This is a genomic window from Curtobacterium sp. 24E2 (assembly GCF_016925595.1).
Lineage (GTDB): Bacteria > Actinomycetota > Actinomycetes > Actinomycetales > Microbacteriaceae > Curtobacterium.
The window spans coordinates 70,908-92,196 of record NZ_CP068987.1; the positions used below are offsets into that span (position 1 = coordinate 70,908).

A 21,289-nucleotide genomic window follows, 5' to 3' on the forward strand; every position below is an offset into this window, starting at 1 on the left:
TGTTCCTTTCAGAGGGGGAGGGTGTCACCGGCCGCCGAGGCCGCTGGTGACGATGCCCTTGACGAGGTGCTTCTGCAGCAGGACGAGCAGGATCACGGTGGGCAGCATCGAGATCACCGACGCCGCCATCACGAGGTTCCACTCGGAGCCCTGCTGGCCGAAGAACTGCTGCAGGCCGAGCGGGATCGTGCCGTGGGCCTCGACGTCGTTGACGACGACGAGCGGCCAGAGGAACGAGTTCCAGTACGAGATGAACGAGAACACCGCGAGGACGGCCATGGTCGGCCGGGCGAGCGGCAGCATCACCGAGAAGAAGGTCCGGATCGCGCCGGCTCCGTCGACCCGGGCAGCGTCGTCGAGCTCCTGCGGCACGGTCAGGAAGAACTGCCGCACCAGGAACGCGCCGAGGGCCGTGAACGCCCACGGGATGATGAGCGCCTGGAACGTGTCGACCCAGCCGAAGCCCTGCATCATCACGTACATCGGGATGACGAGGACGTCCTGCGGGATCATCAGCGTGACGAGGAACAGCAGGAACACCGTGTTCCGGCCGCGCCAGCGCAGTCGTGAGAACGCGTACCCGGAGAGCACGGCCACGGCGACGTTGATGGCCGTCCCGACCGCCGCGACGAACACACCGTTGAGGATGAACCGCGCGAACGGCAGGTAGGTGAACGCCTGCACGTAGTTGTCCCACTCGAGCGAGCGGCCCCAGAGCGTCGGCGGGGTGGTGAACACCTGGTCGGCGGGCTTGAGGCTCGTCGCGACCATGTAGATGAGCGGCGAGACGAACAGGAGTGTGACGAGGCAGAGCAGGGCGTACCCGATCGCGTGCCGGACCCGCCCCGGTCGTGGCGCGGACTTCGTCCTGGCGACGGCACGCGGGTTGACCGTCCGGTTCGACGTGGTGGCACCGACGTGCCCGCGGACCGCTTCACTCATAGTGCACCCACCGCTTCTGCCCGAGGAACTGGACGGCCGTGATCCCGAGGATGATGACGAACAGCACCCAGGCGCCGGCCGAGGCCAGACCGAGCTGCTGGTTCTGGAAGCCGGTGTTGTAGATGTACTGCACGAGGGTCTCCGTCGCGGTGCCCGGCCCGCCCTTCGTCAGGACGAACGGCTGCACGAACACCTGGAACGAGGTGATCAGCGTCATCATCGTCGCGAAGAAGACCGACGGCGAGATGAGCGGGAACTTGATGGCCCAGAATGTCTGCCAGGCGTTCGCGCCGTCGAGCTGCGAGGCCTCGATCTGGTTCTCCGGCACGGCGTCGAGCGCCGCCGAGAAGATCAGCATGTTGTAGCCGAAGCCCTGCCACACGCTCATCGCGACGATGGCGAGCATCGCCCAGTGCTCGTCGGCGAGGAAGTTCGGCGCGTGCACGCCGACGGTGGACTGCAGGGACGCGTCGATCGCGCCACCGGGCTGGTACAGCATCCGCCACACCACGACGTTCGCGACGATCGGCGTGATGGTCGGGATGAAGAACAGGACGCGGAAGACGTGCCGGCCGGCGATCCGCGGTGTCAGCCAGGCGGCGAGCCCGAGTGACACGACCAGGTTGAGGGGCACGTAGAGCACCACGAACAGCGCCGTGTTGAGCGCGACGGTGCGGAAGACCGGGTCGCCGAAGAGCCGGGCGTAGTTCTCGATGCCGGCCCAGCTGCGTTCGCCGAGCATCGGCCAGTTCATGAAGCTCACGACGAGGGACGCGACGATCGGGAACGCGGTGAAGACGACAAGGCCGATCGAGTGCGGGGCGGCGAAGGCGGCGCCCCACCAGGAGCGGCGTCCGAGCGCGCTCGTGTCCTCGCCGTCCTTCCGCCGTGGGGTGGCGGCTCCGACCGCGACCGCGGTCGCGACCGCGGGGACGGCCGCTTCGGCCGGTGGGTCCTGGATGGTGGTCATGCGACGACCTCCTCGTCGTTCGCGCGGTCCTGAACAGGGGATGGATCGGACTGGAGGCCCGTGGCGGGGCCGCAACGGGCCTCCAGTCCGCTCGTTGGTTCAGCTGGTCACTGCGTGCCGAGCTGGCCGGCGATGGAGGACATCGTCTCCTTGCCGGAGGTCTGCCCGTTCACCGCCTGCAGCGCGTACTGCGTGAACAGCTGGGAGAGCTGGTCGCTCTGCTTGTTCCCGAGGAGCGGCGAGGACTTCGCGAGTCCCGCCTTGAGCGCGGCCTCGGCGCCGTCGATGCCGGCGCTCGAGTACCACGCCGACTGGGCAGCGGTGCGGCCGGGGAAGGCTCGTCCGGCTTCGGCGAGCGACGTCAGGACCTTCTCGCTGGTCATCGTCTGGACGGCCTTGAACGCCTGCTCCGGGTACTTGCACTGCTTCGAGACACCGAAGCCGGAGCCGGCGGCGAAGGTCGACGGACCGGACGTACCCGCGGGGAGCGTCGTGACCCCGAGGTCGAACTCCACCTTGGCCTTCTGGCTGATGAGCGACCACGGACCGTCGGTGTACATCGCGACCTTGCCGGCGGCGAAGTCATTGCCCGGCGTCGAGGAGTCGGAGGACGCCTGCGTGGCGTATCCCTTCTTCACCAGCGACGCGAGCCAGTCGAGGCCGTCCGCGAACTTCGCGTTCGTCGCGTCGAGCTTGCCGGACTCCGTGATGACCCGACCACCGTTGTAGCCGTAGACCATCGACTCGAGGTTGAGGTCGCCCACCGTCGAACCGAACATGGTGATGCCCTTCGCCTTGAGCGCGGCGCCCGCCGCCTCGAAGTCGTCGACGGTCCACCCCGGCTTCGGCTCGGCCACGCCTGCTTTCTCGAAGACGTCCTTGTTGTAGAACATCATGATGGGGCCGGTGTCGTAGGGCAGGCCGTAGAGCTTCCCGTCGACCTTCATGCCGTCGAGCGCGGTGCTGTCGAACGCGGACAGGTCGGTGCCGTCCTTCTCGGCGAGGTCGTCGAGCGGCAGCAGCGACGACGTGTAGTTCGCGGCGCGGAGGGACTGCATGCTCACGACGCACTGGGCGCCGCCCGCGCTCAGCTGCGTGCTGAGCTTCGTGAAGTAGTTCTCGAACGGCGCACCCTGGATCGTCAGGGTGATGCCGTCCTCGCTCTTCACGGTGTCGGCGACCTTCTGCCAGGCGGCCTTGTCCTCCTTCCCGGCGATCCACATGGACCAGGTCAGGGCGTCCTTCGACTGGCTTCCACCGGCACTGCTGCCGGAGGAACAGCCGGTGAGCACGAGGGCCGCGGCAGCTGCTGCCGCGAGTCCGGTGATGATGCGTCGTCGTTGCATCGGTGTCTCCACTTCGTCGTGGTGATGGGGTGTGTGGGGTGGGATCAGGCGACGCGGACCGCGTCGGGGACCGTCTCGGTGTCGACCACGGCCCAGGCCGGGCCGTCCGGGAACGCGTAGGCGTCGAGGGAGTCGGCGAGCATCTCGGTGCCGGCTCCGGGAGCGGTCGGCGGCCAGTAGCGGCCGTCGTGGACGTCGACCGGGGTCACGAAGTGCTCGTGCAGGTGGTCGACGAACTCGATGCACCGGGTGTCGAGGTCGCCGGTCAGCGCGACGGCGTCGAACATCGACAGGTGCTGCACGGCCTCGCACAGGCCGACCCCGCCGGCGTGCGGGCACACCCGGACGCCGTGCTTCGCGGCGAGCAGCAGGATCGCGAGGTTCTCGTTGACCCCCGCGACCCGGGTGGCGTCGATCTGGAGCACCGACATCGACCCCGCCTGGATGAGCTGCTTCGCGATCACCCGGTTGGCCATGTGCTCGCCGGTCGCGACGGGGATCGGGGCGATGCGTCGGGCGATCTCGGCGTGCCCGAGGACGTCGTCGGGGCTCGTGGGTTCCTCGACCCAGGCGAGGTCGAACGGGCGCAGCCGCTCGATCCAGGTGACGGCCTCGTCCACGTCCCAGCGCTGGTTGGCGTCCACCGCGATGCGGATGTCCGGGCCGACCGTGGCGCGGGCGATGCCCATCCGGCGGACGTCCTCGTCGACGTCGCCGCCGACCTTGAGCTTGATCTGGGTAAACCCCTCGTCGACCGCCTCGCGGCAGAGCCGGGTGAGCTTCTCGTCGTCGTAGCCGAGCCAGCCCGGGGTGGTCGTGTACGCCTGGTAGCCCTGCGCTTCGAGCCGGGCCCGACGGCTCGCACGGTGCGGCTCGGCGGCCCGGAACAGCTCGAGCGCCTCGGCCGGGGTGATCGCGTCGGTGAGGTACCGGAAGTCCACCAGCTCGACGAGTTCCTCGGGGCTCAGGTCCGCCAGCAGCGCCCACAGCGGCTGCCCCGCGCGCTTGGCTCGGAGGTCCCAGAGCGCGTTCACCACGGCGCCGATCGCCATGTGCATGACGCCCTTCTCCGGGCCGAGCCAGCGCAGCTGCGAGTCGTGGACCATCGCGCGCCAGGTACCGCCCATGTCGGCGAGGACCGCTTCGGCGTCGGCGCCGACGACGTGCCTGCGCAGTGCGGCGATCGCGGCTTCCTGCACCTCGTTGCCGCGTCCGATCGTGAACACGAAGCCGGTGCCGACGTGTCCGTCCAGGGCGTCGGTCGTGATCTCGACGTACGCGGCGGAGTAGTCGGGCGCGGGGTTCATGGCGTCGGATCCGTCGTGCTCCCGAGAGGTCGGGAAGCGGATGTCGCGCACGTGCAGACCGGTGATGCGGCTCATTCGTGTCTCCTGCCGTCCGGTCTCCGTCGACCGAACGAAGCAATCAAAACATCGGATGTCTCGCGCGTCAAGAGAACTCTTCGTCACGTTCTGGTCTCGAACGGGGCCGAGTCGTCGGATGGCTGTGCTTTGGGTCGGCGTGGATTACGGCGGCGTGGCCGATCCGCGAAAGCGACAGATCCCGGCCAACTGTTCGCGGGGATCTGTCGCGCTCGCGGCACTGTCGACAGTGGAGCTCGCGCATCCGTCGCTTCGGCGGGGCGACCGGACCACGGACGGGAGGCGCGGTGCGGGTCGGACCCGCACCGCGCCTCCCGTCCGTGGTCGCGTGTCAGGCGGAGGCGAGCCGGCCCATCTCGGCCACCACGCCGCGGAGGCGATCCGCCAGCTCATCGCGCGAGCCGTCGGCGAAGCGGTGCGCGGACTCGATGAGCGCCGCCATGACGAGCGTCACCGCGGTCCGTGCGGAGTCCACGTCGGTGCGCTCGGCGGCGACGGTGAACACGGCGAGCCGGGCACGCGCCATCCACTGCAGCATCGCGGGCACCATCTCCGGTCGCGCCTGCACGAGTTCCTTCATGCGACGGCGGTCCGTGGGCAGTGTCACCGTCCGGGCGACGAGGTCGCAGAGGTCCGACACGAGCGGGCCCTCCGCGGTCAGGAACGCCTGCCGTGCCGTGTCAGGCACCGAGCTCTCGGGGAGTCCGAGTGCCGCGTCGCCCTTCGACGGGAAGTAGTTGAAGAAGGTGCGCGGCGAGACGCCGGCGTCGGCGCAGATCTCCTCGACCGTGACGCCGGCCAGGCCCCGTTCGGAGACCAGCGCCAACGCGGCCTGGTGGATCGCGTGCCGGGTCTGCTGCTTCTTGCGTTCCCGCAGGCCGCTGTCGCCTGCCGGGTGCGATTCGATCGTGCTCACTGCTGCTCCTGGTGCGGGTCGGGGCCTCCCGTCTGGTGACGGGAGGCCCCGGTTGCCGGTCCTACGGGCGGTCCCGCTGCACGGGGATCGATCCGGTGACGGGTGCCGTGGGCGACCCCATCGTGTCGGCTGCCTTGACGGCCTGCACCTCGAGGTCGTCGGCGGTGCCGGCCTGGTCGGCCTGCTCCTGCAGGGCCGAGCTCTTGCGGAGCGGCGGCGCCTTGAAGAACCAGCTGAGGACGAACGCCAGCAGGATCACGGCGAAGCCGACCCAGTAGACGGTCACGGCCGATGCGTTGAAGCCCGTCATGAACGGCTTGGTCAGTGCCGGGGTCGCACCGTTGAGGTAGGACGTGTCGCTCGTCTCGCTGCTCGAGCTGCTGCCGTCGCCGGCCCCCTTGTCGATCTGCTTCGACAGTTCGGGGGCGAGCTCGCCGACCCAGTACGAGCGCTGCGAGGCGTCCGACCAGTCGACCACGAGCTTGCCGTCCTGCACGCTGGCGTGCGCCTTGTCGGCTGCGGCGGTGAGGGCCTGCTGCTGCACGGCCTCCGGCGCACCGGTCGTCGCAGCGGTGACCTGCGCGGTGGCCTGGTCGAGGCCGGACTGCACCTGCGACTTCACCGGGGTGACGATCGGGTTCCAGATCTGCTCCATGACCCCCGCGTTCGCCTTCGCCGTGGCGACGGTCGGGTTCAGGGCGGCGTCGAGCGCACCGGACAGGTTCTTCTGGTCCGCGGTGGCGTGCAGGATGTTCGCCGGCATGATCGAGAACAGGACGCTGAGCAGCACCGCCGTACCGAGCGTTCCACCGATCTGGCGGAAGAACGTGGCGGACGACGTCGCCACACCCATGTCCCGCGGCTGCACGGAGTTCTGCGAGGCGAGGGTGATGCTCTGCATGAGCTGCCCGAGGCCGAGGCCGATCAGGAACATGCCGATCATCAGGAACCAGAGGGGCTTGTCGATCGTCATGAACGTCAGGACGACGTAGCCGACCGAGACAAGGGCCGTGCCGATCACCGGGAAGATCCGGTAGCGACCGGTGCGGGCGACGATCTGTCCGGAGGCGATCGAGGCGATCATGAGGCCACCGATCATCGGCAGGGTCGCGAAGCCGGACTCCGTCGGGGTCAGCCCCGTGACGATCTGCAGGTACAGCGGGATGGTCAGCATGGCGCCGAACATCGCGAAGCCGACCAGGAACCCGAGGATCGTGGCCATCGAGAAGGTGCCCGAGCGGAAGAGCTTGAGCGGGATGATCGCGTCGTCCTTCATGAGGGTCTCGATCACCAGGAACGCGACGAGCCCGAGCGCGCCGATCACGTAGCAGGCGATGGCGCCGGCCGAACCCCAGCCCCAGGTGCGGCCCTGTTCGGCCACGAGCAGGAGCGGGACGAGCGTCGCGATGACCGAGGTGGCACCCCACCAGTCGATGCGCGGCTTCGCCTTGGCGTCACCGAACTTCGGCAGGTGCAGGAAGGCGATGACCATCAGGAGCGCCGCGACGCCGATCGGCACGTTGATCAGGAAGACCCAGCGCCAGCCGGTGACACCGAGGATCGTGCTCGCGCCGGCGAACAGGCCGCCGATGAGCGGGCCGATGACGGACGAGATGCCGAAGACCGCGAGGAAGTAGCCCTGGTACTTCGCACGCTCACGCGGGGCGAGGATGTCGCCCATGATCGCGAGCGGCAGCGACATCAGCGCACCGGCACCGATGCCCTGGAAGGCACGGAACGCGGCGAGCATGATCATCGAGGTCGACATCGTCGAGAGCAGCGAGCCGAGGATGAAGACCGCGATGCCGAAGATGTACAGCGGCCGACGGCCGAAGACGTCGGAGAGCTTGCCGTAGATCGGCGTCGTGATGGTCGACGCGATCAGGTACGCGGTCGTGACCCACGCCTGCTGGTCGAGACCGTGCAGGTCGTCGCCGATGGTGCGGATCGCGGTGCCGACGATCGTCTGGTCGAGCGACGACAGGAACATGCCGGCCATGAGGCCGTAGATGACGAGCAGGATCTGACGGTGCGACATGATCGGCTTGCCCGGCGTACTGGCCGGGGAGTCGTGTCGTCCGCGCGACACCTCGACGGGTGCGGTGGCAGTAGACATGGGGGTCCTTCAGGGGTGCGTGGTGGTCGTCGTGCGGGCAAGGGACGCCGGAGCGTGTGTGGCGGGCCGTCGAACGGCGGGTCAACCTTGCAGACGCTGCAACTTTACATCACGAGCACGTTTGCCGCCAGCGCAAACTTGCCATCCCTGCACGTTCGTGAACGGCTTCTCAGGTAGCGTCGTCGGGCATGGGGCGAACTGCGTGGACGGACGTGCCGGCGGTCCTGCGCGACCGGGTGGAACAGACCCTCGGCGGAACGGTGACGAACGCTGAGTCCCAGACCGCCGGGTGGTCGCCGGGGAGTGCCGACCGTGTGGTCACGGCGACGGGGCGACGGGCGTTCGTCAAGACGGTCTCGCGATCGCGGAACGCCGATGCCTTCGCCCTGCACCGCCGGGAAGCCCGCGTGGTGGCGCAGCTGCCGTCGACCGTGCAGGCGCCGCCCCTGCTGGACGCCTTCGACGCCACCGTGGACGGCGACGAGTGGGTCGTCCTGGTCCTCGACGACATCGAGGGCAAGCACCCCGGGGCAGCACTCGACGGCAGGGACACCGCGGCGGTGCTCGATGCGCTGGACACCCTGCCGTCGGCGACCGGCGACCTCGGCACGCTCCCCGGATCGCCGACGACCTGCGCCACGAGTTCGGCGCGTGGGACCGGATGCTCGGCGACCCCACCCTGTCCGACCGGGCCGCCGAGGTCGTTCCGGCGCACGTGCTCGCCGCCGGACCCGAGTTCGCCCGCACCGCCGCCCGGGCAGCGACCCTCGTCGACGGCGAGCACCTCGTGCACGCCGACTGCCGTGCCGACAACCTGCTCGTCGACCGCTCCGGGGCCGTCTGGGTCGTGGACTGGCCGTGGGCGAGCATCGGCGCGCACTGGCTCGACCCGCTGACCTACCTGATCGACACGCTCGTCCGCGGCGAGGACACCGACGTCGAGCACCACCTCGCCACCCACCCGGTGTTCACCGGTGTGCCCGCCACCACGGTCGACGCCGTGCTCGCCGGTCTCGCCGGTCTGTTCTTCGAGCACGCACTGCCCCCGGCACCGCCGAACATGCCGACCATCCGTGACTTCCAACGGCGCGAGGGTCTGGCCGCTGCGGAGTGGCTGCTCCGCCGGTGGCACACGACACCTCGCTGACGACGGACGACAGGCGTCGGGTACCCCGACTGTCCAGCAAGCGCGGCACCACGGAGCGTACGGTCCCCCGCATGACTGATGAGCACCGCACTCCGCGTCCCGAAGACGACGCCGCGCGCCTCGGTCTCGTCGTCGTCGGAGAGGCAGCAGCGCTGCACTCCGGTGACGAGGCGGCACTGGACGCGAGCGAGCAGAACATCCGCGACACCATCGACGAGATGGTCGACGAACCCCTGACCCCACGCCAGGAACAGGTGGTCGAACGACTGGCATCGGCCGGCGGGACCCTCACCGCCGGGCTCAGCGGTGCGCTCGCGGCGCAGACCGGACGGAGCGTCGACGACATCCTCGAGGGCGCGGCCCGCAGCGTCGTGTGGCAGCAGCGGCTCGCCGACCAGCGCGACGCTGCCGGCGCCGAGGACCCGCGCGACGCGGACCCGCGCAACGGCGGCCAGCGCAACGGCGGCCAGCGCGAGGACGCCGGTGGCCAGCAGCGCGAGCGCCGGGACGAGAACGGGCGCGACGAGGACTGATCCTCGCCACGCCCGCTGCGCGCTGCCGCTGACGACTACTCGATCGGCTCCACGACATCGGCGGACTGCTCGCGCACGACGGCCCGGGCCGCGGCCTGCCCCGTCGTCGCACTCTTGACGATGTCGCTCAGGGTGAACCCGGCAGTCGTCCCGAGCAGGGCGTCCACCTCGCTGAACTGGCTCACGACGCTCTTCGACAGGGCGCCGGCGCCGTCGGAGGACACCACGGTCAGCTTGTCGATGTTGCCCATCGGCGCCGCGAGCTCGCGGGCGATGCTCGGTAAGGTCTCGATGGCCTTGACCCGCAGGACGGCTTCGGAGTGCTGCGCGAGTGCGTCGGCCTGGGCCTTCGTGGCGTCCGCCTCGGCCTGGCCCTTGGCGCGGATCGCATCGGCGGCAGCCGCACCCTCGGCACGGGAGGCGTCGGCGGCCAGCTTGCGCGCCTCGGACTCGGCCTTCGCCTCGGCGGCGATGGCCTCGGCGGAGATCCGACGGGCCTCAGCCTGGGCGCGAGCGGTCTCGACCTGGGCACCGGCTGCGGCTTCGGCCTCGACACGGGTCTTGCGAGCCTGCGCCTCGGCGACGGCGGAGACCTCGGACTCGAGCTCGGCACGGCGCAGCTCGGCACGCTTCTGCGCGGTGATCTGCTCCTGCTCGACGACGCCCTGCGCCGCACGGGCCTGGGCGAGCGGACCGGCGGCTGCGGCCTCGGCCGATGCCCGATCGGCGTCGAGCTGCAGCGCGGCACGTCGGATCGCCAGGGTGTTCTCGGCCTCGGCGATGGCCTGGTCGGCGGTCGCACGGGCCTCTCGCGCTTCGCGGTCGGCCTGCGCCTCGGCGTTCTCCGCCTCGAGCCGGACGCGGGCGCGTTCGGCACGGCCGAGGTCACTGATGTACTCGTTGCGGTCCGAGATGCCCTTGATCTCGAAGGAGTCGACGTCGAGCCCCTGGCTGTGCAGCGCGTCCTGCGCGACGGTGAGCACGGCGACGGTCAGTTGGTCGCGGTTGCGGATGATCGTCGACACGTCGGTCGCGCCGATCGACGCACGGAGCGAACCCGACAAGACTTCACGCGCGAAGTCGTCGATCTTCTTCTCCTGCCCGAGGAACCGCTGCGCGGCCGCCCGGATCGAGGAATCGGCCTCCCCGACCTTGACGAGCGCGACGGCCTCGACGTCGATCGTCACACCGCGGGAGTCCTGCGCGTTGACGTTGATGTCGATCGCTCGTGAGCTGAGCGAGAGCTTCGCGACCTTCTCGAAGAACGGCCGGACGAGGACGCCGGCTCCGAGCACCACCTTGATGCCGGACTCGACGGTCTCGGTGCCGTCGTCGTTCTTGACCTTGCGCGAGCGCTTGCCGGTGATGATGAGCGCTTCGTCGGCCCCGGCGTTGCGGTACACGACCTTCGCGTAGATCAGCGCGATCACGGCGAGGACGATGATCCCCACGATGATCAGCGGGATGGCACCGAGCGCGAACAGTACTTCCATGACTCCCCTCCGGACCAGGCGACAGCCTGGATTCCGCATCTGTTGTTCCGTCGGCTCCCATCCTAGGAGACCGCGCGAACGGACAGGAGGCGCGGTGCAGGATCACCTGCAGCGCGCCTCCTGTCGATGGTCGCGTCAGCGCCTACGCGCCCGCACGCCACCAGTCGTCGAAGGGCGTCGCCGGCACCTGGCGCTTGTGCTCGGTCGCGCGGTACCGCGCCTCGATCGCCTCGGCGACCTCGAGCGGCACGTCGTGCCCCTGCAGGTAGGCGTCGATCTCGGCGTAGGACAGCCCGAGGTTCGCTTCGTCGGTCTGGCCGGGCATCTCGTCGAGCAGGTCCGCGGTGGGGGCCTTCTCGTACAGGCGGGCGGGCGCTCCGAGGTGCTCGAGCAGCTGCCGCCCCTGGCTCTTCGACAGGCCGGTGAGCGGCGTCAGGTCGACGCCGCCGTCGCCGTACTTCGTGAAGAAGCCGGTGACCGCCTCGGCCGCGTGGTCGGTCCCGACGACGAGCAGCCCGCGTTGGCCGGCGACGGCGTACTGGGCGACCATGCGCATCCGGGCCTTGACGTTGCCCTTCACGAAGTCGCTCAGCTCGACGCCCGAGGCAGCGGTGTCGTGCATGACGCCGTCGACGCCGTGCTCGATGTTGACGGTGATGCCCGGGTCGGCTGCGATGAACTGCAGGGCGAGTTGGGCATCGTCCTCGTCGGCCTGCACGCGGTACGGCATGCGGACGGTCGTGAACTCGGCGGGGTGACCCTCGGCGCGGAGGGACTCGACCGCGAGCTGGGTCAGGCGCCCGGCGAGCGTGGAGTCCTGGCCGCCGCTGATCGCGAGCAGGAACCCCTTCGCGCCGGTCGTGAGCAGGTAGTCACGGAGGAACCCGACACGGCGGGCGATCTCCTGCTCCGGCTCGATGGTCGGCTGGACGTTGAGGTCCGCGGCGATGGCGGCTTGGAGTTCACGCACCACCCCAGTATCCCGCTGCACCCGCCGGTGTGCACAGGGTTCAGCGGACGGGTTCTGCGTGCAGCGGCCGGATCGTGTTGTCGTGGTCGACGCCGATCGCGCAGGTGCAGACGACGCCGAGCGTCTCGGCGCTCTGCGTCAGGAGGAACCGCTCGACGTGCGGCGGCCCGACGTGCCGGTCGAGCGGGTGGGTGTCGTGATCGTGCACGGTGGTCCTCACTGACTCGTGGTGGTGCGGATGTCCGGTGCGGTGGCGGTCCGAACCGCCACCGCACCGGAGGGCCCGAGGCGACCCGAACGCCGCGGCCCCGTGGAGACGCACGCCGGTACCCGCCGGCGCGCGTCGGAGTTCATGGACGCCGGCGGCGTCGCGCTCGGAGCGCAGTGCGAGTCATGGGTCCCCTTCCCGGGCGGAGATCCGCCACTGCTGATCCATCCCCCGTCGGTTCGACGGGAGACCCGAACGGTCCGGCACCGGACCGAGGACGACGACTGGTGAGGCCGTCTTCCTGTGCAAGCTACCAGCGGCACACCGCGACGCCATACCCCCGTTCCAGGGCCGAACCGTGGATCGATCCCTCGTTGACAGTTAGAGCTCGAACAGTTAGAGTCCTGATCATGCAGGCACCGGATCTCACCACCCCGCTCGAACTCATGCGGTGGATCGGATGGGCACAGCGCAAGGCGGCCGACGAGTGGGTCCGTGATCGGGACCTCACCCGCGAGCAGAGCTTCGTGCTCGGGTACCTGCAGCAGAACCCCGGAGCGATCCAACGCGACATCGCCGAGATCACCCGGACCAGCGCGGCCAGCGTCTCGAGTCTCCTGCAGGGCCTCGAGCGGCGCGGCCTCGTCGAACGACGACCCGACGCCACGAACGGTCGGACCAAGACGGTGCACGCCACCCCGGCGGGCATCGACCTCATCGCCGGCTTCACCGACGCGATGGTCGCCCTCGACGACACCCTGCTCGCACCACTCGACCCGGACGAACGCGCCACCCTGCGGCACCTGCTGCAGAAGGTGACCGCGGAGCTCGCACCGCCGACGCGGTAGCGCCCGCCCCGGCACCGACGTCACCGGCGCGCTCGACGCGCCACGGGCCTCCCGGCCCCACCCCGCACGCGACGGCATCCCGTCGCGCCCTCCGCCCTGCCCAGAAGGAGGCAGTCATGACCACCACGACCCCCGAGAACACCGCCGCGGCCACCAACCGCTGGTACCTCTCCGCCGCCCCGATCGCCCGAGCCCTCGTGCACCTGTGTGTGCCGATGGCCGCGGCGATGGTCGTCAGCGCCCTGTACAACGTCATCAACGCCGGCTTCATCGGCTCGCAGCACGACACGTCGCTGCTCGCCGCGATCACGTTCGGCACTCCGCTGCTCGGCATCGTGATGGCCGTCGGCGGTGTGTTCGGCGTCGGCGGCAGCGCCCTGATGTCCCGCTTGCTCGGCGCCTCGGAACACGACCCCGCCAAGGCGCAGGACATCAAGCACGTCGCCTCGTTCGCCCTCTGGGGAGCCGTCGTCACCGGCGCGGTCCTGGCCGTCGTCGGGCTCGTGTTCCTGCGCCCGCTGGTTGCCGTGCTCGGTGCCGATGCCGCAGCCGTCCCCGCCACGAGCGAGTACGTCGCCGTGATGCTCGCGTTCGTCCCGGTGCTCGCCTCGTCGTTCGCCCTCGAGCAGATCGTCCGCTCCGAGGGTGCCGCACGCCAGGCGATGGTCGGCCTGGTCCTGTCGACCATCGGGAACCTGGTGTTCGACGTGCTCTTCATCCTCCTGCTGCACTGGGGGTCGGCGGTGCAGCACTGGCCGTCGGACTCGCGAACGTCGTGTCGATCGCCTACTGGGTGACCTGGCTGCAGCGGAACAGCGAGAACGTCAGCTTCGCGCCGAAGTGGTTCACGCTCCGTGCCGACATCCTGAAGCCCGTCTTCGGCATCGGCGTCGGCGAACTGCTGCAGTCCGCCTTCCTGATCGTCACGACGCTCGTGCTCAACAACCTCGCCGCCGCCTACGGCGACGACCCGCTCGCCGCCATGGGCGTCGCGGTCCGCATCGCACAGGTGCCGGAGTTCCTGGTGATGGGCGTCACGATCGGCGTACTGCCGCTGCTCGCCTACGCGTTCGGCAAGGGCGACGCTGCACGACTCCGGGCCGCCCTGCGCGGAGCTGCCTTCACGGTGGGGGCGATCGTCCTCGTGTTCTCCGGCGCGGTGTTCACGTTCCGCGAGCAGGTCTTCACGATCTTCTCCGGCGACCACGCGGTCCTCGCGATCGGCCTGACGATCCTGACGGCGCAGCTCGTCGCCGCCATCGTGAACGGGTTCACGGGATTGCTCACCTCGCTGTTCCAGGCGACCGGCATGGTGCTGCCCGCGATGGTGCTGTCGCTGGCGCAGGGCGTGCTGTTCATCCCGATCGTCATCGTCGGCAACCTGTGGTTCGGACTCGCCGGGATCATCTGGGCGCTGACCGTCACCGAGGTCATCGTGTTCGTCGCCGCGGTGGTGCTGTGGCTGGCGTCGCGCGGGAAGATCGCGCGCGGCCTGGCCGCCGGCAGCGAGGAGCGGGCGGACGCCGCGCTCGAGGAGGTGCCCGCCGCGTAACGCGGTGCTCTTGGCACGCGCTCGTGCGCATGGTGAGCAGACGAGGTCGGGTCCCGTTCCAGGACCCGACCTCTTCTGCTCACGAAGCGGGGGTGAACGCGGCCGGCGTCGGACGGGAGGCCCGTGGCGGCCGGGTGACGGGCCTCCCGTCCGGTGCGTGGCCGGGTTGCAGGCGCGGCGCATGGTGCGCAGGAATGGTCGGGTCCCGGAAGGCGACCCGACCATTTCTGCTCACGAAGTGAGCGGGGCGCGCTACGCGCGACCGCGACCGCGGCCGCCGCGGCGCAGGAGGAGCACGACGACGGCCCCGGCGGCGAGGACCGTGCCGGCGCCGAGCGCGACCCAGACACCCGGGGCGATGCCCGGCGCCGAGTCGGGCGCACCATCGGAGGCACCGGTGGCCGTCGCGGTCGACGTCGGAGTAGGCGTGACGGCGCCCGACGTGGGCTCCGTCGTCGCCGGATTCGTCGCGACAGCGGCCCGGTACTCGAACCCGTACGAGCCGTCGATCGGGTGCCCGTCCGGCGACACGTACCGCCAGAGCACCGTGTACGCACCGGCCTCGAGATCGACGGCCTTGCCCATCGTCATGCCGGAGACGGTCACCTCGCCCGTCGACACGTCAGTACCAGCGGCGTCGGTGACCTGGATCCGCAGCCCGGCGTCGAGACCCGCGAGCGGAGCCTCGCTGAACGTCAGGTCGACGCGGTCGAGCGGTTCGGTGACGACCGCGCCGTCAGCGGGCGTGCTGCTCGTCAGCGCCGAGTGCGCCGATGCCGGCTGGACCCCGAGGATCGCGAACACCCCACCGATGACGATCGCGAGGGAAGCTGCCGTCGTTCGTCCTGTCCGCATGCACAGACTCTACAAGCCGTAGAGCAGCGGAGCGGACGGCTCAGAGCTGCTCGCCGAGGAAGTCCGCGTAGGACGGCTCGCGCCGTGCGTCGCCCGTGCTGGTGGACGCGTGGCCCGTTCCTTCGAGGCGTTCGGCCACGAGGGCTTCGAGGTCCTCGGGCGACCGGAGACCGTGACGGTGCCAGTCGTGCTGCATTCTGGCGGCCATGATGACCAGCCCTTCGTCGAGATGATGCGCATCTCGGATTCGTCCGGATCGACCCGCTGTGCCAGACCCCACAAGCGTGTGGGGAGCATCGTGACGACGGGTCCCTGATGACCGATCCAGTTCCTCCACGGTAGGGGTTCCGTCCGATGTCGTCGAGTCCGATGCGCTTCTCGGCCGACCGCGCGCCGCCGCGCGGATCGCCGTAGCGTCGGGGCATGGAGATCCTCTTCGTCCACGGCGCCCTGGTCCGCGACGGTGCCTGGTGGTGGCAGCCCACCGCCGACCTGCTGCACAGCCGCACCGGCATCCGCAGTCGGGCGGTCGCGCTGCCCTCCTGCGGTGAGGGGCCGTCGGGCCACCCTGACGGTGGGCTCGCCGAGGACGCAGCCGCCCTGCGCGCCGCCCTCGACGACAGCGACGGGGCGATCGTCGTCGGGCACTCCTACGGCGGCACCGTCATCGCCGAGGCCGGACGACATGACGCCGTCGCGCACCTGCTGTATGTGTCCTCGTACCTGCCCGACGTCGGCTCCGCGCAGGCCGGCATCATGGCCGACGAGCCCGACCCCGTGTCGATCGGCCCGGCCGGTGACGGTGTCCTCGCCGTCGCCGGCTACGACGCTGCGTCCTTCGGTGCGCGCTTCCTGCAGGACGCCGACGGGAACACGCAGCGAGCGGCATGGGAGCGGGTGACCGCCCAGTCGGCGGGGGCGTTCGTGACGCCGACGACGGCGGCCGGGTGGCAGGACGTCGACTCGACCTCCCTCGTCTGCACCGAGGACCGCAGCACCACCGTCGGGCTGCAGCGCGCGCACGCGGCGCGGGCGACGCGGAGCGTCGACGTGCCGACCGGGCACCACCCGTTCGTCACGCGGCCCGACGTGGTCGTCGAGCAGCTGGAGCTGCTGCTCGGAGGCGCCGCGGCCTGAGCCGGCGGCAGGACGACGGACAGGAGGCGCGGTGCCAGCTGGCACCGCGCCTCCCGTCATGCTCGTTGCGCGTCCACGGCGCGTGACCGGCCGCGTGGTACCGGTCCCGTGGCGCTGCGCTCGTCAGTCGGTGCCGGAGTCGAAGGCTGCGCCCTCGGAGGCGAGGTCCGTCCGGCGTCCGAGTGCATCCTCGGCGTCCGAGGCGATGACGGCGCCACCGAGGATCTCCTCGGACTCGCCCGCCTCGAGCTCGCCGACGAGCTCGGCCGTCGCACCGCCGATGAGACCGGCCGCCGCGTACTGCTCGAGCCTTGAGCGGGAGTCCGCGATGTCGAGGTTGCGCATCGTCAGCTGACCGATGCGGTCGTCCGGACCGAAGGCGGCGTCGCCGACACGCTCCATCGAGAGCTTGTCGGGGTGGTACGACAGCGCCGGACCCGTCGTGTCGAGGATCGTGTAGTCGTCGCCGCGACGCAGGCGCAACGTGACCTCGCCGGTGACGGCCGAGGCGACCCAGCGCTGCAGGGACTCGCGGAGCATGAGCGACTGCGGGTCGAGCCAGCGGCCCTCGTACATCAGACGCCCGAGTCGGCGGCCCTCGTTGTGGTACGACGCGACCGTGTCCTCGTTGTGGATCGCGTTGAGCAGCCGCTCGTACGCGATGTGCAGCAGGGCCATGCCCGGTGCCTCGTAGATGCCGCGGCTCTTCGCCTCGATGATGCGGTTCTCGATCTGGTCGGACGCGCCGAGGCCGTGACGACCGCCGATCGCGTTCGCCTCGTAGACGAGTGCGACGGCGTCCGTGTACTCCTGGCCGTTGATCGCGACGGGGCGTCCGGCCTCGAAGCGGATGCTGACGACCTCGGTGGCGACCTCGACGTCGTCACGCCAGGCGGCGACGCCCATGATCGGCTCGACGATGTCCAGGCCGCTCGAGAGCTCTTCGAGGCTCTTCGCCTCGTGCGTGGCACCCCAGATGTTGGCGTCGGTCGAGTACGCCTTCTCGGTGGAGTCGCGGTACGGGAAGCCGCGGGCGACGAGCCACTCGCTCATCTCCTTGCGACCGCCGAGCTCCTCGACGAACTCGGAGTCCAGCCACGGCTTGTAGACGCGCAGACGCGGGTTGGCCATCAGGCCGTAGCGGTAGAACCGCTCGATGTCGTTGCCCTTGTAGGTGGAGCCGTCACCCCAGATGTCGACGCCGTCCTCCTTCATCGCACGGACGAGCATCGTGCCCGTCACCGCACGACCGAGGGGCGTCGTGTTGAAGTACGTCTTGCCGCCGGAACGGATGTGGAACGCGCCGGTCTGCAGGGCGACGAGGCCCTCTTCCACCAGGGCGCTCTTCGCGTCGACCAGGCGGGCGATCTCGGCACCGTACTCGTGGGCGCGGCTCGGGACGGCGTCGATGTCCGGCTCGTCGTACTGACCGATGTCGGCCGTGTACGTGCAGGGGATCGCCCCCTTCTCGCGCATCCAGGCAACGGCGCAGGAGGTGTCGAGACCCCCTGAGAACGCGATGCCGACTCGTTCGCCGACGGGGAGACTGCTCAGGACCTTGGACACGGGGTCAATCGTACGGGGAGACCGGGGGTCGCTACCGTCCAGCGCGACGGTTGTGGAGAACTGCCCGGCAAAGTGCCCCTGGAAGGCGCGACCTGTTGGTGCCCCTGGAGGGACTCGAACCCCCAACCGTTTCCTTAGGACGGAACTGCTCTTCCATTGAGCTACAGAGGCTGGCCCGTCCACTCTAGCGGCGGAACGGCTCCAGGAAGGTCGTGAGCTCGTCGACGTACAGCGCCGGTTGCTCGAACGGCGCGAAGTGCCCGCCGCGCGGCATCATCCGGTACGACACCAGGTTCGTCGTCCGCTCGAGCCACGCCCGCGGCGGCTCCACCAGGTCGCCGGGGAACAGCGAGAAACCGGAGGGCACCTCGACCCGGCGGGCGAGCTGGTCCGCCGGGATCGCGGCGTTCGCGTGGTACATCCGCATCGCCGAGCCGATCGTGCCGGTGGCCCAGTACTCGGTCAGGAGCGCGAGCACCTCGTCCCGCGTGTAGACGGACCACAGGTCACCGTCGCAGTCGCTCCACGACCGCAGCTTCTCGACGATCCACGCGGCGAGCCCGGCCGGTGAGTCGTTCAGGCCGACCGCGACGGTCTGCGGCTTGGTGCGGTGCATCATCGCGTAGGCACCCTCGGCGTCGCGCCACCGGGCGGTCGCCGCGACGAACCCGCGTTCCTCCGGCGACAACGCGTCCAGGTCGATGCCGGGCCAGGCGAGCCCGCCGTCGATGCGGTGCACGGCGACGACCCGGTCGGCGTGGTCGAGCGCGAGGTAGCGGGCGACGTGGGTGCCGATGTCCCCGCCGGCGACCGCGAAGCGTTCGTAGCCGAGCTCGGTCATCAGCTCGGCCCACATGCCGGCGACCGCTCGGGCGTCGATCGGCTGCGGTGGGGCGTCGGAGAACCCGTACCCGGGCATGTCCGGCACGATCACGTCGAAGCCGGCCTCGACGAGCATCGGCAGGACCTTGCGGTACCGCCATCCGGAGTCCGGCCAGCCGTGGGCAAGCAGGAGCGGCAGTGCGTCGGGCGTGTCCGCTCGGGCGTGCAGCACGTGGATCCCGGTGCCGTCGATCGTCAGCCGTCGGCTGGGCAGTGCGGCGAGCGCCGCCCGGTGCGCGTCGAAGTCGAAGCCGTCTGCCCAGTACTCGATGAGTGACCGGAGCTCGTCGACGTCCGCCCCGAGCGACCAACCAGCGCCAGCGAGGGCGTCCGGCCAGCGCGTGGCCCGCAGTCGCGCGCGGAGGTCCTCGATGGTCGCGTCGTCGATCTGCGGTGTCTCGCCCATGCCCGCGACGCTACTCAGCGGGACCGACACGCGGACGGCGGTCAACGCACCCGAGCCCGCGTCAGCAGCAGTCGCAGGCGTCGACCGCGCGCTCGCCGGTCAGGGCGGCGACCGGCTGCTTGCAGGCATCGCCCCGCCAGGCCTCGAGCCCCTCGCGCACCGCGAACACGACGACCACCAGGCCGGCCACCGGATCCGCCCACGACCACCCGAACAACGTGTTCAGGAGCAGACCGACCAGCACCGCGGCGGACAGGTAGCTGCACACCAGGGTCTGCTTGGAGTCCGCGATCGCCGACGCCGAACCGAGTTCCTTGCCCGTGCGACGCTCGAACAGGCTGAGGAACGGCATCACGGCCAGGCTGACCGCCGCCAACACGATCCCGACGGTGCTGTGCTCCGGCTCGCGCAGCCCGGTCAGGGTCAGCACCGCGTCGACACTGACGTACAGCGCCAGTGCGAAGAACGACACTGCGATGACCTTGAGCGTGACGCGCTCCCGCGCTTCGGGGTCCGGCCCGGCGAACTGCCACGCGACGGCAGCGGCGGACAGGACCTCGACGACGGAGTCGAGTCCGAAGCCGATCAGCGCGGTCGAGGACGCCACCGAACCGGCTGCGATCGCGATGACCGCCTCGATGACGTTGTACGTGATCGTCGCGGCGACGATCAACCGGATCCGTCGCTGCAGCACCAGTCGGCGATCGGGGACGACCGGAGCCATCACCCTGGTCATGCGCCGGGCCCGCAGCAGAGCGGGACGTCGCAGTCCTCGTCGGTGCACGCTTCGCCGTCGTCGACGGCGAGCACGACTTCGAGGAGCGAGCGGATCGCGGCCCCGAGGTGCGGGTCGGCGATCTCGTAGCGGGTGGAACGCCCCTCGGGCACCGCGACGACGATGCCGCATCCGCGCAGGCACGCGAGGTGGTTCGAGACGTTGGACCGGGTCAGCCCGAGTTCGGCCGCGAGCCGGCCCGGGTAGACGGGCGCTTCGAGCATCTCGAGCAGGATCCGGGAGCGCGTCCGGTCCGCCATCGCCCGGCCGAGCCGGTGCATGACGTCGAGCCGCGGAGCCATGGTCAGCATGCGCTGACCATACAGCGTTCGCTGACGTGTCGCGAGCGAACGGCGGACGGGAGGCCCGTGGCGGGGCCGCCACGGGCCTCCCGTCCGCCACGGGGTGGGCACAAGGCGACAGGTCGCCACCCGCGACCCGTCGTCTCGTGCCCACCGGGCGCCTGCGGCGCAGGCCGCTACGCGGCCACGAGGTACTCGTCCCACTCCGCCTGCGGACGCTCGATCCCGCGCACGACCCACGACGAGCCGTGCGGGATCTTCGGACGGAAACGCAGCCGCCACCCCATCTCCTGCGGGGTGCGATCACCCTTCTCGTTGTTGCACGCCAGGCAGCAGGCCACGAGGTTCTCCCACGAGTCCTGCCCACCGCGCGACTTCGGCTGCACGTGGTCGATCGTCGTCGCGTGCCGGTCGCAGTACGCGCACCGGTTGGCGTCACGGCGCAGGACTCCGCGGCGCGACACCGGCACGAGTCTCGAGTGCGGGATGCGCACGTACCGGGTGAGGATGATGACGGACGGCCGATCAGAAGCTCGAGGTCGACCCGGTGACCGGGTGTTCGAGGTCGGCTGCGACGACGGAGGCCTTCTGGTTCATGACCAGCACGAGGGCTCGTCGGAACGAGATCACCGCGAGGGGCTCGTAACCGGCGTTGAGGACGAAGTGCGCATTGGTTCCCTTCCGACGTGCCTGGACGGCTTCCAGGCGCTGCGGCTGCGTCGGACCGGGGTCCTTCGCAGGTGACCGTCGCTCGCGCACACGTCCCCTGAACCACGAAGAGCACCACCCGGAAGGGCAGTGCTCTGGTCATGCAGGGGCGTGCTCGTGCACGCAGGCGGTGGTCGACCGTATGTCGATGCGCGCGCGCCGACCCATGGTGCGGGTCGTGCGGAACAACGACATGGGGTCTCCCTGCTCGGGGCCTTGCGGACCGGTGCAGCGC

The 21,289-nt window shown here is 70.2% G+C and carries 21 protein-coding genes, 1 tRNA gene and 1 pseudogene; 6 read left to right on the plus strand and 17 right to left on the minus strand.

What is annotated here, in order from left to right:
• Positions 1–24: 24 nt before the first annotated feature.
• The 6 genes from JN350_RS00335 to JN350_RS00360 form a co-directional block, all read right to left on the minus strand.
• Positions 25–942, minus strand: coding sequence for a carbohydrate ABC transporter permease (locus JN350_RS00335; RefSeq protein WP_111115282.1), 918 nt, complete (start codon positions 940–942; stop codon positions 25–27).
• Positions 935–1,912, minus strand: coding sequence for a carbohydrate ABC transporter permease (locus tag JN350_RS00340; protein WP_205463185.1), 978 nt, complete (start codon positions 1,910–1,912; stop codon positions 935–937). Before JN350_RS00340 ends, JN350_RS00335 begins: the two co-directional genes overlap by 8 nt.
• Positions 1,913–2,019: 107 nt before the next feature.
• Positions 2,020–3,258, minus strand: a complete 1,239-nt coding sequence (locus tag JN350_RS00345; protein ID WP_240347448.1) for an ABC transporter substrate-binding protein — start codon at positions 3,256–3,258, stop codon at positions 2,020–2,022.
• 44 nt (positions 3,259–3,302) lie between these two features.
• Positions 3,303–4,640 (minus strand): enolase C-terminal domain-like protein, encoded by a 1,338-nt coding sequence (locus JN350_RS00350; RefSeq protein WP_205463187.1) that lies wholly within the window; start codon positions 4,638–4,640, stop codon positions 3,303–3,305.
• A 331-nt stretch (positions 4,641–4,971) separates the two neighbouring features.
• Positions 4,972–5,556 carry a TetR/AcrR family transcriptional regulator gene (locus JN350_RS00355; protein ID WP_205463188.1) on the minus strand — a complete coding sequence of 195 codons (585 nt, stop codon included), beginning with the start codon at positions 5,554–5,556 and terminating at the stop codon, positions 4,972–4,974.
• 61 nt (positions 5,557–5,617) lie between these two features.
• Positions 5,618–7,672 carry an MDR family MFS transporter gene (locus tag JN350_RS00360; RefSeq protein ID WP_205463189.1) on the minus strand — a complete coding sequence of 685 codons (2,055 nt, stop codon included), beginning with the start codon at positions 7,670–7,672 and terminating at the stop codon, positions 5,618–5,620.
• Positions 7,673–8,333: 661 nt separating this feature from the next.
• Between JN350_RS00360 and JN350_RS00365 the strand changes: the two genes are divergently transcribed.
• Positions 8,334–8,819 (plus strand): hypothetical protein, encoded by a 486-nt coding sequence (locus JN350_RS00365; protein WP_205463190.1) that lies wholly within the window; start codon positions 8,334–8,336, stop codon positions 8,817–8,819.
• Between the two features lie 71 nt (positions 8,820–8,890).
• Positions 8,891–9,352, plus strand: coding sequence for a hypothetical protein (locus tag JN350_RS00370; protein WP_205463191.1), 462 nt, complete (start codon positions 8,891–8,893; stop codon positions 9,350–9,352).
• Between the two features lie 35 nt (positions 9,353–9,387).
• Here the strand turns inward: JN350_RS00370 and JN350_RS00375 are convergent, their stop codons facing one another.
• From JN350_RS00375 to JN350_RS00385, 3 genes are all read right to left on the minus strand, one after another.
• Entirely contained in the window at positions 9,388–10,845 is a 1,458-nt protein-coding gene (locus JN350_RS00375; RefSeq protein ID WP_205463192.1) for an SPFH domain-containing protein, read from the minus strand.
• 142 nt (positions 10,846–10,987) lie between these two features.
• Positions 10,988–11,815, minus strand: a complete 828-nt coding sequence (gene nadE / locus JN350_RS00380; RefSeq protein ID WP_205463193.1) for an ammonia-dependent NAD(+) synthetase — start codon at positions 11,813–11,815, stop codon at positions 10,988–10,990.
• 40 nt (positions 11,816–11,855) lie between these two features.
• Positions 11,856–12,023, minus strand: coding sequence for a hypothetical protein (locus tag JN350_RS00385; RefSeq protein ID WP_205463194.1), 168 nt, complete (start codon positions 12,021–12,023; stop codon positions 11,856–11,858).
• Positions 12,024–12,433: 410 nt separating this feature from the next.
• Between JN350_RS00385 and JN350_RS00390 the strand changes: the two genes are divergently transcribed.
• The 3 genes from JN350_RS00390 to JN350_RS00400 all read left to right on the plus strand — a co-directional run bounded on the left by JN350_RS00390 (position 12,434) and on the right by JN350_RS00400 (position 14,423).
• The gene (locus tag JN350_RS00390; RefSeq protein ID WP_205463195.1) at positions 12,434–12,871 is read left to right on the plus strand and encodes a MarR family winged helix-turn-helix transcriptional regulator; all 438 of its coding nucleotides are present in this window, start codon (positions 12,434–12,436) and stop codon (positions 12,869–12,871) included.
• Between the two features lie 116 nt (positions 12,872–12,987).
• Positions 12,988–13,668 carry an MATE family efflux transporter gene (locus tag JN350_RS00395; RefSeq protein WP_205463196.1) on the plus strand — a complete coding sequence of 227 codons (681 nt, stop codon included), beginning with the start codon at positions 12,988–12,990 and terminating at the stop codon, positions 13,666–13,668.
• A complete protein-coding gene (locus JN350_RS00400) occupies positions 13,647–14,423 on the plus strand; it encodes an MATE family efflux transporter (protein WP_205463197.1) in 777 nt (258 codons plus the stop codon). The genes JN350_RS00395 and JN350_RS00400 overlap by 22 nt, the downstream gene beginning before the upstream one ends.
• A 252-nt stretch (positions 14,424–14,675) precedes the next feature.
• On the opposite strand, the gene JN350_RS00405 is transcribed toward JN350_RS00400, so the two are convergent.
• Entirely contained in the window at positions 14,676–15,278 is a 603-nt protein-coding gene (locus JN350_RS00405) for a copper resistance CopC family protein (RefSeq protein WP_205463198.1), read from the minus strand.
• Between the two features lie 40 nt (positions 15,279–15,318).
• Positions 15,319–15,486, minus strand: coding sequence for a hypothetical protein (locus JN350_RS00410; protein WP_205463199.1), 168 nt, complete (start codon positions 15,484–15,486; stop codon positions 15,319–15,321).
• A 215-nt stretch (positions 15,487–15,701) separates the two neighbouring features.
• On the opposite strand from JN350_RS00410, the gene JN350_RS00415 reads away from it, so the two are divergent.
• On the plus strand, positions 15,702–16,415 hold the full coding sequence (locus tag JN350_RS00415; RefSeq protein ID WP_205463200.1) for an alpha/beta hydrolase: 714 nt from the start codon (positions 15,702–15,704) through the stop codon (positions 16,413–16,415).
• Positions 16,416–16,538: 123 nt separating this feature from the next.
• Here the strand turns inward: JN350_RS00415 and argG are convergent, their stop codons facing one another.
• The 6 genes and pseudogenes from argG to JN350_RS00445 form a co-directional block, all read right to left on the minus strand.
• Positions 16,539–17,981 carry an argininosuccinate synthase gene (gene argG, locus JN350_RS00420; RefSeq protein ID WP_131877443.1) on the minus strand — a complete coding sequence of 481 codons (1,443 nt, stop codon included), beginning with the start codon at positions 17,979–17,981 and terminating at the stop codon, positions 16,539–16,541.
• A gap of 96 nt (positions 17,982–18,077) precedes the next feature.
• Positions 18,078–18,152 (minus strand) — tRNA-Arg (locus tag JN350_RS00425).
• Between the two features lie 13 nt (positions 18,153–18,165).
• Entirely contained in the window at positions 18,166–19,269 is a 1,104-nt protein-coding gene (locus JN350_RS00430) for an epoxide hydrolase family protein (RefSeq protein ID WP_205463201.1), read from the minus strand.
• 61 nt (positions 19,270–19,330) lie between these two features.
• Entirely contained in the window at positions 19,331–19,993 is a 663-nt protein-coding gene (locus JN350_RS00435) for a cation transporter (RefSeq protein ID WP_240347449.1), read from the minus strand.
• Between the two features lie 8 nt (positions 19,994–20,001).
• Complete coding sequence (gene cmtR / locus JN350_RS00440; protein WP_205463203.1) at positions 20,002–20,355, minus strand: Cd(II)/Pb(II)-sensing metalloregulatory transcriptional regulator CmtR; 354 nt, start codon at positions 20,353–20,355, stop codon at positions 20,002–20,004.
• Between the two features lie 167 nt (positions 20,356–20,522).
• Positions 20,523–21,051 (minus strand): annotated as a pseudogene (locus JN350_RS00445) (HNH endonuclease).
• Positions 21,052–21,289 lie beyond the last annotated feature (238 nt).

Coding starts and splice junctions, on each gene's coding strand:
- JN350_RS00335 (WP_111115282.1), bottom strand. CDS start 942: ATGAGTGAAGCGGTCCGCGGGCACGTCGGTGCCACCACGTCGAACCGG.
- JN350_RS00340 (WP_205463185.1), bottom strand. CDS start 1,912: ATGACCACCATCCAGGACCCACCGGCCGAAGCGGCCGTCCCCGCGGTC.
- JN350_RS00345 (WP_240347448.1), bottom strand. CDS start 3,258: ATGCAACGACGACGCATCATCACCGGACTCGCGGCAGCAGCTGCCGCG.
- JN350_RS00350 (WP_205463187.1), bottom strand. CDS start 4,640: ATGAGCCGCATCACCGGTCTGCACGTGCGCGACATCCGCTTCCCGACC.
- JN350_RS00360 (WP_205463189.1), bottom strand. CDS start 7,672: ATGTCTACTGCCACCGCACCCGTCGAGGTGTCGCGCGGACGACACGAC.
- JN350_RS00365 (WP_205463190.1), top strand. CDS start 8,334: ATGCTCGGCGACCCCACCCTGTCCGACCGGGCCGCCGAGGTCGTTCCG.
- JN350_RS00370 (WP_205463191.1), top strand. CDS start 8,891: ATGACTGATGAGCACCGCACTCCGCGTCCCGAAGACGACGCCGCGCGC.
- JN350_RS00375 (WP_205463192.1), bottom strand. CDS start 10,845: ATGGAAGTACTGTTCGCGCTCGGTGCCATCCCGCTGATCATCGTGGGG.
- JN350_RS00390 (WP_205463195.1), top strand. CDS start 12,434: ATGCAGGCACCGGATCTCACCACCCCGCTCGAACTCATGCGGTGGATC.
- JN350_RS00395 (WP_205463196.1), top strand. CDS start 12,988: ATGACCACCACGACCCCCGAGAACACCGCCGCGGCCACCAACCGCTGG.
- JN350_RS00405 (WP_205463198.1), bottom strand. CDS start 15,278: ATGCGGACAGGACGAACGACGGCAGCTTCCCTCGCGATCGTCATCGGT.
- JN350_RS00410 (WP_205463199.1), bottom strand. CDS start 15,486: ATGGCCGCCAGAATGCAGCACGACTGGCACCGTCACGGTCTCCGGTCG.
- JN350_RS00415 (WP_205463200.1), top strand. CDS start 15,702: ATGGAGATCCTCTTCGTCCACGGCGCCCTGGTCCGCGACGGTGCCTGG.
- JN350_RS00430 (WP_205463201.1), bottom strand. CDS start 19,269: ATGGGCGAGACACCGCAGATCGACGACGCGACCATCGAGGACCTCCGC.
- JN350_RS00435 (WP_240347449.1), bottom strand. CDS start 19,993: ATGGCTCCGGTCGTCCCCGATCGCCGACTGGTGCTGCAGCGACGGATC.
- cmtR (WP_205463203.1), bottom strand. CDS start 20,355: ATGCTGACCATGGCTCCGCGGCTCGACGTCATGCACCGGCTCGGCCGG.